The 14,434-nt window shown below is 60.9% G+C and carries 13 protein-coding genes; 4 read left to right on the top strand and 9 right to left on the bottom strand.

All coding sequences use genetic code 11. The features are described from left to right. Position 1: 1 nt before the first annotated feature. The 9 genes from JL474_RS16215 to JL474_RS16175 all read right to left on the bottom strand — a co-directional run bounded on the left by JL474_RS16215 (position 2) and on the right by JL474_RS16175 (position 10,252). Positions 2–940: an ABC transporter permease gene (locus JL474_RS16215; RefSeq protein WP_203142890.1), complete on the bottom strand. Its 939-nt coding sequence runs from the start codon at positions 938–940 to the stop codon at positions 2–4. Continuing rightward, positions 937–1,986, bottom strand: coding sequence for an ABC transporter permease (locus JL474_RS16210; protein ID WP_203142889.1), 1,050 nt, complete (start codon positions 1,984–1,986; stop codon positions 937–939). Before JL474_RS16210 ends, JL474_RS16215 begins: the two co-directional genes overlap by 4 nt. A gap of 230 nt (positions 1,987–2,216) precedes the next feature. Continuing rightward, positions 2,217–3,782, bottom strand: a complete 1,566-nt coding sequence (locus JL474_RS16205; protein WP_203142888.1) for an ABC transporter substrate-binding protein — start codon at positions 3,780–3,782, stop codon at positions 2,217–2,219. A 398-nt stretch (positions 3,783–4,180) separates the two neighbouring features. Continuing rightward, a complete protein-coding gene (locus JL474_RS16200; RefSeq protein ID WP_203142887.1) occupies positions 4,181–5,500 on the bottom strand; it encodes a sensor histidine kinase in 1,320 nt (439 codons plus the stop codon). Further along, on the bottom strand, positions 5,497–6,228 hold the full coding sequence (locus tag JL474_RS16195; protein WP_203142886.1) for a response regulator transcription factor: 732 nt from the start codon (positions 6,226–6,228) through the stop codon (positions 5,497–5,499). The genes JL474_RS16200 and JL474_RS16195 overlap by 4 nt, the downstream gene beginning before the upstream one ends. 9 nt (positions 6,229–6,237) lie before the next feature. After that, positions 6,238–7,704 (bottom strand): ArnT family glycosyltransferase, encoded by a 1,467-nt coding sequence (locus JL474_RS16190; protein WP_203142885.1) that lies wholly within the window; start codon positions 7,702–7,704, stop codon positions 6,238–6,240. Next, positions 7,688–8,710: a glycosyltransferase family 2 protein gene (locus JL474_RS16185; RefSeq protein ID WP_203142884.1), complete on the bottom strand. Its 1,023-nt coding sequence runs from the start codon at positions 8,708–8,710 to the stop codon at positions 7,688–7,690. The genes JL474_RS16190 and JL474_RS16185 overlap by 17 nt, the downstream gene beginning before the upstream one ends. After that, a complete protein-coding gene (locus JL474_RS16180; protein ID WP_203142883.1) occupies positions 8,703–9,101 on the bottom strand; it encodes a GtrA family protein in 399 nt (132 codons plus the stop codon). Before JL474_RS16180 ends, JL474_RS16185 begins: the two co-directional genes overlap by 8 nt. Positions 9,102–9,172: 71 nt before the next feature. Continuing rightward, positions 9,173–10,252 (bottom strand): PA0069 family radical SAM protein, encoded by a 1,080-nt coding sequence (locus tag JL474_RS16175; RefSeq protein ID WP_203142882.1) that lies wholly within the window; start codon positions 10,250–10,252, stop codon positions 9,173–9,175. Positions 10,253–10,579: 327 nt separating this feature from the next. Between JL474_RS16175 and JL474_RS16170 the strand changes: the two genes are divergently transcribed. The 4 genes from JL474_RS16170 (at position 10,580) to JL474_RS16155 (ending at position 14,430) form a co-directional block, all read left to right on the top strand. Beyond that, a complete protein-coding gene (locus JL474_RS16170; RefSeq protein WP_123636517.1) occupies positions 10,580–12,172 on the top strand; it encodes an isocitrate lyase in 1,593 nt (530 codons plus the stop codon). A gap of 416 nt (positions 12,173–12,588) precedes the next feature. Beyond that, positions 12,589–13,311 carry a dentin sialophosphoprotein gene (locus JL474_RS16165; protein WP_203142881.1) on the top strand — a complete coding sequence of 241 codons (723 nt, stop codon included), beginning with the start codon at positions 12,589–12,591 and terminating at the stop codon, positions 13,309–13,311. Positions 13,312–13,368: 57 nt separating this feature from the next. Next, on the top strand, positions 13,369–13,719 hold the full coding sequence (locus JL474_RS16160; RefSeq protein WP_123636477.1) for a hypothetical protein: 351 nt from the start codon (positions 13,369–13,371) through the stop codon (positions 13,717–13,719). 12 nt (positions 13,720–13,731) lie between these two features. After that, positions 13,732–14,430, top strand: a complete 699-nt coding sequence (locus JL474_RS16155; protein WP_123636476.1) for a C39 family peptidase — start codon at positions 13,732–13,734, stop codon at positions 14,428–14,430. Positions 14,431–14,434: the final 4 nt, after the last annotated feature.

Genomic DNA, 14,434 nt, shown 5'->3' with positions numbered 1-14,434 from the left:
TTTACCCCTTGTACAGTCTCGGGTTCATCACATCACGCAGCCAGTCACCCAACAGGTTGATGACCAGCACGAGGACCACCAGCACCAGGCCGGGGATCAGCGTGATCCACCAGGAACCGCTCTGGATGTAATCGAAGCCGGATTTGATCAGTGAGCCCAGCGACGGCTGGGTCTCCGGCATGCCCAGGCCGAGGAACGACAGCGCCGCCTCGGAGATGATCGCGTTGGCGATCTGCACCGTGCCGATGACGAAAATCGGCGACAGGGTGTTGGGCAGGATGTGCCGGAACATGATGCGGTTGGTGCGGTAGCCCATCACCTTGGCCGCATCCACGTATTCCTTTTTCTTCTCGGCGAGCACGGACGCGCGCACGGTCCGGGCAATCTGCGGCCACTCGGCCACACCGATGATCAGGATCAGCAGGTAGATGGCAATCTCGCCGAACATCAGGTTGCCGAAGCTCGCCTTGAACACGGCGCCGACGATGATGGCGACCATCAGGGTGGAGAAGGACAGCTGCACATCGGCGATGCGCATCAGGATGGAATCCACACGGCCACCCAGGTAGCCGGCCAGCAGCCCGAACAGGATGCCCAGCGCCGCCTGCAGGATGACGGCACCGAAGCCGATCAGCAGCGACACGCGGGTACCGTAGAGGATGGTGGACAGCAGGTCGCGGCCCTGGGCGTCGGTGCCCAGCGGGAACGACGGATCGCTGCCGTCCATCCAGACCGGTGGCAGTTCGGAGTTCATGATGTTGATGGTGGCCAGATCGTACGGATCATGGGGGGCCAGCAGCGGCGCCAGGAAGGCGGCAGCGGCAATCAGCACGAAGACGACGAAACTGACGATGGCGACTTTGTCGCGCTTGAAGCTGTACCAGAGGAACGACTCCCGGAAACGGCTCCAGCGGGACGCGTTTGCGGTGGCTGTGGTCATGCTTTCTTACCTGTCAGTTTGACGGTCGGGTTCACCAGGCCGTAGACCAGGTCAACCACCGTGTTGGTGATCACGAAAATCAGGCCCACGACCATGAGGTAGGCCACGATCAGGGGGATGTCGCTGCGGGTGATGGCCTCGAGGAACATCAGGCCCACGCCCGGCCACTGGAACACCGTCTCGGTGAGGATGGTGTAGGCCACCATGATCCCTATCTGGACCCCGCCGACGGTGATCACCGGCAGCATGGTGTTCTTCAGGGCATGCAGGAAGTTGATGCGCCAGGGCGAGATGCCCTTGGCCTGGGCGTAGCGGATGTAGTCGCTCTGCAGCACTTCCATCATCTCCGCGCGGATCAGGCGGATGAACAGCGGCAGCATGATCGACGCCAGCGACACCGCCGGCAGCAGCAGGTGCAGCAGGCCGTCCCAGGAGAAGAAGTTGGAATCCCAGGTGCCGAACAGGTGCGTCAGTTCCTGGCCGCGACCGTAGGACGGCATGCCGCCGTCGGTGGAGAAGACGTCATTCAGCCACTGGCCCCAACCGGTGTCCGCCGGGAACCAGTCCACCGTCACGCCGATGGAGAACAGCTGGATCAGGACGATGGCCGTGAGGAACACCGGGATCGAGATCCCGACGGTACTTACGCCCATGAAGAATTTTGACAGCCAGGCCCGGGGGCGGATGGCGGCGTAGACCCCGATGGGGATCGACAGGAAGATGATCATCAGGCTGGCGGCAATGACCAGCTCCAGAGTGGCGGGCAGGTGGTCCATGATCACGTCGAGCGTCGGCTCGCCGTAGAAATAGGAGTTGCCCAGATCGCCCTGGACCGCATTGGTCGCAAAGCGTGCGTATTGCACGACGATGGGATCGTTCAGCCCGAGATCCTCTCGCAGCTGTTCCCGCTCGGCGTCGGATACGGACTGGCCGACCATCTGTCGAAGCGGATCGCCCAGGCCATCCTGGATGGCGAAGCTGATCACGCTGATGACGAACATGACCAGGATGGCCTGGCCAATTCGCTGAACCAAAAAAGCTAACATGGGGTACACCGATAGCTGGCTTGGGCTTCACAGACGCTCGTGACGGCTGCTGGCCCGGGTTGCTTGGGTTATTTGTCTTATCGTGCGCCTCTGAAAAAGTCCCGGTACTCCGCCGGTGTCCGGGACGTACCCGGACCTTTTCAGAGACTCATCCGGATTCCTCATCCGGATACAAAAACCGGGCCCCAGCGTGATGCTGAGGGCCCGGCTTCCGTGTCAGGCCCTTCGACTTACTTGACGACCAGGTCGCCGATGTAAGGGAAGTTCATCACGTTGAGGATCGGCTCGATCTCGACGTTCTTCTTGGAGGCCCAGGCCAGATCCTGCCAGTGCAGCGGGATGAAGGCCGCGTCGTCGTACAGACCCTGCTCGACTTTCTGCAGCATCTTGGCGCGCTTGTCCCGGTCGGTCTCGACGTTGGCCTGCTCGACCAGCTTGTCCAGTTCCGGGTTGCAGTAGTTACCCGCGTTGTACTGGCCGGCACCGGTGTCGGTATTCGGGCACATGGTCAGGAACTCGTAGAAGTTGGCGGAGTCCTCGGTGTCCGCGTGCCAGCCGATCATCATCATGTCCGCGGCGCGGTTGTCGAACTCGGGCCAGTACTGCGCTTTCGGCAGGGTCTTCAGGTCCACCTTGATGTTGATGCGCGCCAGCATGGCCGCGACCGCCTGGGCGATCTTGTCGTCGTTCACGTAGCGGTTGTTCGGCGCCATCATGGTGATGGTGAAGCCGTCCTCGTAGCCCGCTTCCTTCATCAGCTCTTTGGCCTTGGCGATGTCGTAGCGCGGCTTCAGGCCGTCCACGTGGCCCTGATAGCCTTCCGGCGACAGCTGGGCGGCCGGGGTGGCAAAGCCTTTCATGATCTTGGCGGCGATGCCTTCCTGGTTGATGGCGTAGGCGATGGCCTGACGGACACGCTTGTCCTTGAAGGCTTCAACCCGCTTCTGGTTCATCTCGAAGATGATGATGCGGGTACCGCTCATGGTGACCAGATCGGTGTTCGGGTCGCGTTTGATGCGGTCCAGATCGGTCGGCGGTACCGGCGCGATGAAGTCCACGCCGCCGGACAGCAGGGCGGAAACGCGGGTGTTGTTTTCCTTGATCGGGGTCAGGGTGATGTGACCGACGTTGCCCGGGGAGTCTTTGTCCCAGTAGTCGTCAAAGCGTTTGAACTCGACCTTCACGCCCTGCTGACGCGACGTCACGATATACGGGCCGGTACCGGACTCGTGACGCGAGGCGAAGGTGTCCACCTGCTTGGAAACCATGTCCTTGTCGCGACCCTGGTCGTCCTTGCCGGAGTAGAACTTCTTGTCCATCGGGAAGATGTAGGTGGCGGCGTTCAGCAGCAGCGGGTACGGCTCTTTGGTGATCAGGTCGAAGGTGGTGTCGTCGATGATCTTGAGGTCGCTGAACGGCTGGAAGATGGCCTTGAAGTCCTGACTCTTCTTCAGACGATCAAAGGTGAACTTCACGTCTTCACTGGACAGGGTGTTGCCGGAATGGAACTTGACGCCCTCGCGCAGGTGGAAGCGCATGGTTTTGTCGTCAATCCGTTCCCAGCTCTTGGCCAGACGCGGTTCGAATTGCAGGTCCTTGGTCCAGCGGATCAGGGGGTCGAACGTCATGTGCGACAGCTGCAGAATGCCGCCGGAGAGCTGTTCGTGAATGTCCAGTGTCACCGGGTCGGCGTCATAGGCCATCTTCAGCTCTTTGTTGGCTTCCGCGGCAGAGCCTGCCATCGGTGCCCCAGCCAGAGCCACGCAGCTCACAAAGGCAGTGAGGAGTCGTTTCATAGCGATGCGTTTCCTGTCGGTCTTTTTTCTGAAATTTATTGGATCGTTCTTAAACGTTTTTAAGACAGTTCTGTCGCAATCTGCGGTAAGTACAGATTGCAGTGGTTTGTAAAGCTAGTGACTGACTGTTCAGTGAGCAATCGAAAAAACGACATGCCTCTATTCGTGGGGTGAATGAACTGAATGGAGTCAGAAAAACCGTTGTCCGACAGGATTTGGAAAGCGTTTTAAAAACAGAGGGGTAACCGCGTTTTCCGGAGGTGCTGACCGGGGCGGTGTGCCAGCTTGATGCGTGGATGCACCAGATCGGTCCGATGACTTTCGTAATGTTTTCGTGAACATTGGCGGCCTGATCGCGCCTTTTCGATGAGAAGAAGTCGCATTTGGACGGGCAGACGTCAGGTCCGCTCGTGCCGCATCCGCCTGCTGGTGTTGGGTGTCCGGTCGAGCACCGAGGTGCCGAACGAGATGAACATCGCGGTGCCGTCGGGGCCGGATTCGGCCACGTCCAGCGTCCAGCCCAGCCGTTCGCAGATCAGCTGCACAATGAGCAGGCCGAAGCTGCTTTCCTGCATGCCGGCCTTGCCATGCAGCGGTGTCGACAGACGCTGGATGATCCGGTCCGGCAGGCCGCTGCCGTAATCGACAATCTGCAACCCATCGGCGGTGACGTCGATATCGACGGGGCCGCGGGTATGCTTCAGGGCATTCTGGAGCAGGTTGCGGATCAGCATCCGCAGCAGGGCCGGATCCGCCAGCAGGGTCAGGTCAAGTTCTCCCGCCTGCAGGCGCAATCGGCCGGGCGAACTGCCGGGGGTGCTCTCCAGATCCGCGATCGTGTCGTCGATCGCCTGACGCAGACCGAGCCGGGCCCGCTGCTCTTCGTCCAGATTGCCGCGGGCCAGTCGAAGCAGGACGTTGACGTCGGCCTGCATGTCCGTCGCCGCCCGCCGGATACGGCCGACTGTACGCGCATCGGCCTCCGACAGGGTGGCCCGCTTCTCGATGATATCCAGCGCACCGGTGATGACGGCCAGCGGTGTCCGCAGTTCATGGCTGGCCAGTTTGACGAAGGATTTTTCCCGGTCGACGAATGCTTCGAGGGCGTCGAGGAAGCGGTTGAACGCCGAGGCGATGTCGGCAAATTCCGCGTCCTGGTAATCGGTGGACAACCGCCGCATGGATGATGCCGGAGCGGTGGCCTGAATCTGGTGAGTCAGCTGTTGCAGGGGGCGGGTCAGGCGTCGGGCGGTCAGGCGCGAGAGCATCAGGCCGATCAGCGCCATCGCGCCCAGCACCCCCAGGACGATCAATTGCAGCAGCAGCTGCTTGCTCTCCATGATGGTGATGTCCTGCGACAGGTAGAGGCGGCCGGCCGGTTGGTCGGTCGAGGCGATGAGCATCAGATAGGTTTTGTCACCGACCTCGATTTCGGCGGAATACGGCGTGGGCCGATCCTTCATGTAATCCGGCAGTCGGGTTTCGGGCTGGCCGTCACCAAGAAAGATGGCGTGCAGCAGGGCCGTGTCCCATTCCTGGAAATCATCGCGGTCGATGTGTTGGCGAAAGTGCGCCTGCTCTTCGGCCAGTTCGAGATCGAGGATGGTGTCTTCCATATCCTCGAAAAACACTTCAATGGCGATGATCGAAAGAATGGCGGTCGCCAGGCTGACGGCAAAGACCGTTCGAAATAGACGTGTGGTCAGCGAGGGTTTCAAGCCCCGGGCTCCTCAGGGGCTTCCGGAGGATCGATCCGATAGCCCCGGCCATAAACGGTCCGGATCAGCGAGTGGCCAAACGCCCGCTGCAGACTTTGGCGCAGCGAGTAGATGTGAGTGCGCAGGGAGTGACCGTCGGTTTCGCCGGTGCTGTCGCCCCAGATGGCCTCGCTCAGTGCTTCATGGCTGAGGAAGTTGGGATAGGCGCGGATCAGCAATTCAAAGAGCCGAGCCGGGATGCCGGTCAACTCGGTGTCGGCGCCGTTGAGCTCGACCCTCAACGTACCGGGTTCAAAGTGGATCGTGCCGGCCTTCAGGCTGGTCCTGCGCGGCGTATAGCGGCGGTAAAGCGCATCGATGCGCAATTGCAGCTCGCGCAGCTCAAACGGTTTGACCAGGTAATCATCGGCGCCGCATTCGAAGCCCCGCTCCTTGTCGGCCAGGGCGCCGCGGGCCGTCATCAGGATGATGGGCGTGTCGCACTGCAGATCCTGGCGGATGCGCTGGCACAGGTCGAAACCGGAGACGCCGGGCAGCATCAGATCCAGCACGATCACATCGTAAGGATTGGTGGCCAGCAGGTGCAGGGCGGTGAGCCCGTCCGCTGCAAAATCCAGGGCATACCGGGTATCTCCCAGGAATTCGAACAGGTTTTCAGCCAGATCGATCTGATCTTCGACAATCAGCAGTCTCAGGGCCTGCCGGTTGGCAGGAGCGGATGCAGACATCGTGAGTATTTAGCCTTTGTTAGTGGTCGCCGGATCGGTAAACGACAACAGGGAGTAACGCCGGTTGCTGTCATGAACCTGTGCGGTCGGGGGCAGCCGATTCAACAGACGATCCGTCTTTTTATTGGGAACGGCCAGAAAATACCGTTGATACCGGTGATTCTGGCGCATAACGCCCAGCTGTTCCATGGTGATCTGTCTGGCCTGCCCCTGGCTGTAATACTGGGCCGAGAACGGCAGGTCATCCAGATAGAACAGGTGGCTGTCGCCGGGCTGGCGGTTGCTGACGTAGTCGTCAACGATCGATTGTTCGGTCTTGAGCTGGCGGGTGTCGTGCATCGCGTAGAAGACGAACCCGGTGGTCAGCACCGGTACGCACACCGCCGCGGACACCGCCATGCGCCGGAATCCCCGCCAGGACAGGTTGAGCGACAGCAGCAGCCGGGCCAGAACCAGGGCCGAGAAGGGCAGGGCCGGCAGCACGTAAGTCCACAGCGTATTGCTCGCCATCGTGAAGAACAGCATCGGGGCCAGGGCGGCCATCAGCACAAACTGGGCATTAGCGCCGCTCACTCCGATGGCCAGTCTCGCCCGCCCGTCGTGACGGAACAGCAGCCAGGCCGCCACCGTCAACCCGACAATGCCCCAGGGGAAGGACGCCCAGATCCAGAACATCCAGATCATGCCCTTCGGCTGCAGATGCGCGGTGCCGTACAGGTCGCCCGCCCAACCCGGATCCAGGAAACGTTTGAAGTGCTCGCCAATGATGAAGTAGTCGATAAAGCCCGGTGTTTTCAGCTCCGCCGCGATGTACCAGGGCAGGGCCAGGGCCAGTGTCAGCAGAGTCCCCCGAACCCAGGGGAACGCACCCAGCAGACGAAAACGGTCGCGGGCCATGATCAGCCACAGGCCAATCGGTAATCCCGTCAGGACCAGCGTCAGTGGCCCTTTGGCCAGCAGGCCGATCACCAGCCCCAGGAAAAACAGCCAGCGCCAACCTCGTTCACGGCCATTGGCGACCATGCCGAAGCTGACCAGGCTCAGGGTGGTGCCCAGGGTCAGGAACGGATCGGTCATCACGGTACCGGCGCTGATGAAGGTCAGCGACATACTGGCAAAGATGATCGCCGTCCAGCGTGCCACCTGTTCGCCATACAGCTCCCGGGCAAAGCGCCAGATCAGGTAGACCAGGCCCAGGTTGGCCAGCCAGGCCGGCAGGCGCAGGGCAAATTCACTGAGGCCGAAGGTCAGGATCGACAGGGCCTGGAGCCAGAACGACAGGGGCGGCTTGCCCCAGAACGGCACGCCCGGCGAGAACCAGGGCGTGATCCAGTCCCCGGTCTCGGCCATCAGCCGGGCAATTTCGGCGTAGCGTGGTTCGGTGGTGTCCACCAGGGGGAACAGGGCCATCCCGATCAGGCGGGTGGCGAGGATGGCCAGCAGGGCCCACAGCCAGGGTTCAACCCGCTTCAACATACGACGAATCCTCGGTACGGGGTACGGCATGACCGGTTGTGGCTCGCGTCTGCTCAATGACATCGCGGGTGAGGTACACCGGCCGCTGTTTGGTTTCGATGTAGGTTTTACCCACGTATTCCCCGAGGATGCCCAGCCCCATCAGCTGGATGCCGCCCAGGAATGTAATGATGGCCACCAGCGACGGATAGCCGGCGGTCGCGTCACCGAGGAGGGTCGCCTTGACCACGATCCACAAACCGAAAATGGCGCCGACGGTAGCCGCCAGCAGGCCCATCACGGTGGCCCAGCGCAGCGGTGCGACGGAAAACGACGTCAGCCCTTCCAGCGCCAGACCGACCAGGCCCAGGACATCCCACTTGGTTTGTCCGGCCGGCCGGGCTTCGCGGTCGTAGGTGAGGACCACGGTGGGCATACCGATCCAGGCGAACAGGCCTTTCATGTAGCGGTTGCGTTCACCCAGCCTGAGCAGGGCGTCCACCGCCTTGCGGCTCATCAGCCGGAAGTCGCCGGTGTCCACCGGGATCGTGGTGCGGCAGGTGCGGTTCAGTAACCGGTAAAACGTGTAGGCGCTGGCGCGTTTGAACCAGCTCTCGCCGGCGCGGGAACGCCGCTGCATCAGCACCACGTCGGCGCCGGCCTCCCAGCGCTGGATCATGTCGGGAATCAGTTCCGGCGGATCCTGCAGATCGGCGTCGAGGATAATGACGGCTTCTCCCCGGGCGTGCTCGATGCCGGCGGTCAGCGCGGCTTCTTTGCCGAAGTTGCGGCTTAACCGGACCAGGCGGATGTTGGCCTGGTAACGCAGCGCCTGGATCAGGAAGGCGTCACTGCCGTCGTCACTGCCGTCGTCGACAAAGACCAGCTCGGCGGTGTGGGGCAGACCGGCCAGCACTTCGCGGATGCGGTCGAGAAACAGCGGCAGGACCGCCCGTTCGTTGTAGACGGGCACGACGATCGACAGCAACGGTGGCGTAGCCGGTATACGGGATTGCGGACTATTCATGGAAGACGAGCCTCTCATACATGAGGTAGTTGAGGCCGGTCACGAGTCCGGTGGTCAGCACCTGGGCGGGTGCCGCCGGCAGGCCGGCGACCTCAAACAACACACGGAAAACGACGAGATTGGCGAGCCAGCCCGTCGCACAGGAAAGCACATATCGCGGCAGGGTCCGTGTGTGCGGGCCGGCATTGCGAAATGCCAGCCGCCGTTGCAATCCGTAGTTTGCTGCCGCACCCGTCAGGCTGCCGATGGCCGTGGCCATCGCGGCGGACAGGCCACTGCTCATCAACAGCGCCATAGTGGCCCAATGGACCAGCGTGGCCGTGCCGCCTGAAACCAGGAATCCGAGGTAAGGCCGACGGCCGGACACAATCACGCTGACGAGTGCTTTCATGGGCCGACACCTTAATGGGCGGCCCGTCAGGCAGGCGTTCAGGAAATGTCAGGAAAGTATCAAAGTGGGACTTAGCCGACGGTCTGCAGGGGGATCAGATCCAGCTGTTCACCGCCGGGCCGGCGGAACAGGTCGGTCCGCAGGGGTTCCGACTCGTGCAGGTTGAGGCCGACTTTGCGGGCCTTGCGGTTGAAGCGCTGGCGGATCAGGTCGGCATAGATGCCCTGGCCGCGCATGCGGTGGCCGAAGCGGTTGTCGTAGACCTGACCGCCGCGCATGTCGCGAATGCGGCTCATGACGTGGCGGGCGCGGTCGGGGAAATGGCGCAGCAACCAGTCCTCGAACAGCTCATGAATTTCCAGTGGCAGGCGCAGCATGATCCAGCTGGCGCGGGTGGCGCCGTTGTCGGCTGCGGCGTCCAGGATGGCTTCGATTTCCGCGTCATTGATAAAGGGAATGACCGGGCCCAGGATGATGCCGGTGGGGATGCCGGCGTCGGACAGCTCCCGGATCATGCGCAGGCGCGTTCCCGGCGACGCGGTCCTTGGTTCCATGCGCCGCTTGAGGTCGTTGTCGAGGGTGGTAAGGCTGATCCGGACGGAGCAAAGGCCGTCGGCCGCCAGGATGGCCAGCAGGTCCAGATCCCGCAGGATTAGCGCCCCTTTGGTGATGATGGAGACCGGGTGGTTGTACTCGCGGATCACCTCCAGCAGTTCCCGGGTCAGGCGGCGCCGTTTCTCCAGCGGCTGGTAGGCGTCGGTGTTGACGCCCAGGGCGATGGGCTTGCACTGGTAGCCGGGCTTGTCGAGGGCTTCCCGCAGACGACGCGCGCCGTTGGGTTTGGCGATCAACCGGGTCTCGAAATCCAGGCCCGGTGAGAGATCCCAGTAGGCGTGGGTGGGTCGCGCAAAGCAGTAGACGCAACCGTGCTCACAGCCCCGGTACGGGTTGATGGACTGATCAAAAGGCACATCCGGCGACTGGTTAAAGCTGATGATGGATTTGACCTGCTCCTCGACCACGGTCGTTGCCAGGGAGTCCGGACACAGCATGTCGTCGGGATCCCGGTACCAGCCGTCGTTGGTGGTCCGGTCCGAGGTCAGGGGCTGATAGCGGTTGTGGGGATTCCGGCCGGTGCCGCGTGTGCGCATGGTGACGTCCTGCCCTGTTGATGGAAGCCGAGGATCATTGAATACTGTATATATAAACAGTATCTGATTAAAGCATAACCAAGGGTGGGGATGGACGCAAGGCGCTGGGTGCGTCGACATGACATGTCGCCGTCCTGATTATTTTTCGACCAAACAGGGTGTTGGCGTCCGTTTTTCTACATTCACCAAAAAAATATCCGGAATACACGATATAAATTTTAATGATGGATTCGACGTTCGTAGAATGGCCCCCATCGTCGGTCAGCAGCGGGTTGGGTGAAGTGCTGCGGCCGAACGTTGGCTCATCAACTGATAACAGGATCGACCATGTCACAGTACAACCAAGACATTGAGGCCATCAAAGCTCTGAAGGAAAAGATGAAGGGCTGGGATGCGATCAACCCTGAGCACGCCGCTCGCATGCGCGCCCAGAACAAATTCCACACCGGTCTGGATATCGCCAAGTACACCGCGAAGATCATGCGTGAAGACATGGCGAACTACGACGCGGATACCGCCCAGTACACCCAGTCCCTGGGCTGCTGGCACGGCTTCATCGGTCAGCAGAAGCTGATCTCCATCAAGAAGCACTTTGGTTCCACCAAGCGTCGTTACCTGTACCTGTCCGGCTGGATGGTTGCGGCCCTGCGTTCCGAGTTCGGTCCGCTGCCTGACCAGTCCATGCACGAGAAGACCTCCGTTGCTGCGCTGATCGAAGAGCTGTACACCTTCCTGCGTCAGGCGGATGCCTGGGAACTGAACCACCTGTTCCGTGACCTGGAAGAAGCCAAGAAAGCCGGCGACAGCGCCAAAGAGCAAGAGCTGCTGAACAAGATCGAAAACCACGAAACCCACGTGGTGCCGATCATTGCCGACATCGACGCCGGTTTCGGTAACGCCGAGGCGACTTACCTGCTGGCCAAGAAGATGATCGAAGCCGGTGCCTGCTGCATCCAGATCGAGAACCAGGTATCCGACGAGAAGCAGTGTGGTCACCAGGACGGCAAGGTAACCGTTCCGCACGCTGACTTCCTGTCCAAGATCAACGCGGTTCGTCTGGCGTTCCTGGAACTGGGTATCGACGACGGTGTCATCGTGGCCCGTACCGACTCCCTGGGCGCTGGCCTGACCCAGAAGATCGCCGTGACCAACGAGCCGGGCGATCTGGGCGACCAGTACAACAGCTTCATCGATGGCGACGTCATCGAGAAAGCCGAAGACATCAACAACGGCGACGTGGTGATCAAGCAGAACGGTCAACTGGTCAAGCCGAAGCGTCTGGCGTCTGGCCTGTTCCAGTTCAAGCCGGGCACTGGCGAAGACCGTGTTGTCCTGGACTGCATCACCAGCCTGCAGAACGGCGCTGACCTGCTGTGGATCGAGACCGAGAAGCCGCACGTGGGCCAGATCGCAGCCATGGTTAACCGCATCCGTGAAGTGGTGCCCGATGCCAAGCTGGTTTACAACAACAGCCCGTCCTTCAACTGGACCCTGAACTTCCGTCAGCAGGTCTTCGACGCCTGGAAGGAAGAAGGCAAGGACGTGTCGGCCTACGAGCGTGGCGACCTGATGAACGCCGAGTACGACGACACCGAGCTGGGCAAACTGGCTGACGAGTGGACCGCTGACTTCCAGCGCAAGGCGTCTGCAGAAGCTGGCATCTTCCACCACCTGATCACGCTGCCGACATACCACACTGCGGCCCTGTCTACCGACAACCTGGCCAAGGGCTACTTCGGTGACGAAGGCATGCTGGCCTACGTGGGTGGTGTTCAGCGTAAGGAAATCCGTCAGGGCATCGCCACGGTCAAGCACCAGGACATGGCCGGCTCCAACATCGGCGACGACCACAAAGAGTTCTTCGCCGGTGACGCTGCCCTGAAGGCCGGTGGTAAAGACAACACGATGAACCAGTTCTAAAACCGGTTTATCCGTTGTTATCGGTCGGGACACCCCCGTCCGTCCTGGACCGATACCCGAAAGCCCCGCCATCCGGCGGGGCTTTTTTATGCCTGAGTGACGCCGTCAGTTGCAGATACACCCCATTGCTTTCCTATCTGATTGAGTTGCCAATCAATTTTTCCCACGCCTCAGAAGAAACCGCCATCGGCCTGTTTCAGCGGTGAAACAGTCCCGTAGGCCTGATCCACAGGCACGGTTATGGGGCGCCTTGAAAATCCTTATGGATGAGAGTGTTAGGCCGAAAACCGGGCGATTGGCACGGGAATCGCTCTGGCTACCTTCGCGGATCATGCGTCCTTGGTCCGCCGTCGTCGAACGGACACGGCACCGACGTGGATCCATAACAATGCCAATACGATAGAAGGAATGGGATCATGAGAGCACAGAAAAGCTTGCTAGCGATGGCTATTGCGATGAGTCTCGGTCTGTCCGGTGCTGCCTTGGCGGGTGGCGACCAGGGCGGTGACGGTAGCCCCAATACAAACGCGGATGACACCTCCACCGCAAACAACGGCTATTCCGGCAATACCGACTCCGGAAACGACAACTCCACGGACAATTCCGACAACTCTGACAACAGCACCAATACCGCCGCGTCCAATAACACGCTTGCCAGCGGCAACGACAACTCGGATAACAGCAACAATTCCGACAATAGTGACAACTCGGACAACAGCGATAACTCCAATAACAGCACCAATACCGCAGCGTCCAACAACAATCTTGCCAGTGGCAACGACAACTCCGATAACAGCGACAGTTCGGATAACAGCATGAATACCGCCGATTCCTACAACACGGTGGATAGCGGCAACGACAACTCAGACAACAGCGACAACTCGAACAACAGCACCAACTCGCTGAGTCTGAGCGTCTTCCTGAACAATGCCGATCTTGAAGGCAGTGTGTCCGGTGTGACCACCAACTACGGCAGTGCCGACAAGAAAGGGGCCTACACTTGGGTCAACCACTCCAACGAGATCTCCGGTGGGTCGGCCAACTTCACCGGTGTCGGTGCCTTTGCCCAGAACGCCGGCAACGCCAGCGTGACTCAGGCCAACGTGAGCGTGCAGTCCAACCTGACTGCAGGTCAGTGATCGGCTCGGATCACGCCCCAGCTGCGGGCGTGATCCTTTTTTCCAGGAGGTGCAGCCATGGTTGAAAGACGGCGTAATACCCGGCACGCACTCTGGATAGTTCTGCCATTGTTGAGTTCGCTGGCCGCTGCCGATGACGCGTTGTTCACCGGTGAAGCGCTCAGCGCGGACCAACTCCAGGAGGCGAATGGCCGTCAGGGCATCCCCTTCCAGTGGCAGGTGAACGACACCGACCAGAATGCGATCGTCGCCGACAACGTGCTCAACGGTACGGTTATCACGGGTGACAACGTCATTTCGGATCATGCCTTTGACAACATGAATGGTGTCGCGACGGTGATCCAGAACACCGGTAACCACGTGGTGATCCAGGACAGCACACAGATCAATGTCCTGATCAACCACTAGAGGAGAAGCGCCATGGGGAACAGGGCTGCCGCACTTGTGTGGGCCGGGCTGGTCGCTGTCAGTCCCCTGGCGTTGGCAGGGACCGTCCGGTTGCCCGGACTGGGCGGCGATATGCCCGTCAAGGTCATGAGCTTTCAGGAGCGTCGCTTCCTGACCGTCGTGCAGCAGCAGTATGACTTCAGCTGCGGCTCGGCGGCCCTGGCGTCGCTGCTGACCTACCATTACGGCCACCCGGTGAGTGAACAGACCGTGTTTCGTTCGATGATCGCGGTGGCCGATGAGGAGAAGGTCCGGCAACAGGGCTTCTCCATGCTCGACATGAAGCATTACCTGGAGGGCCAGGGATTCCAGGCGGACGGCTTCCGCATGGGCCTGGCGGATATCCGGGACAAGGTGAGGATTCCCCTGATCGTGCTGCTGGACATGAATGGCTTCCGCCACTTCGTCATCGTCAAGGGGATCACCGAGAAGGAAGTCCTGGTGGGCGATCCGGCCCGCGGGCTCAAGGTCTTCACCCATCAGGATTTCGAGTCACGTTGGGATGGGGTGGCGTTTGTGATTCGCAGCCACCTCGGTGATGGACGGGCGCACTTCAACCGGGATGTGGAGTGGCGACAGGTGGCCCGTGCCCCGATCAGCAACAACAATGCACCGGGCGACTCGGCCCTCGCGGCACCGACGCTGTTTGCGCCGCTCGGTGTGGAATGGTGACACT

The organism is Marinobacter mangrovi, from assembly GCF_016798325.1.
Taxonomy (GTDB): domain Bacteria; phylum Pseudomonadota; class Gammaproteobacteria; order Pseudomonadales; family Oleiphilaceae; genus Marinobacter_A; species Marinobacter_A mangrovi.
This window is presented reverse-complemented; position numbering and strand designations above follow the sequence as displayed.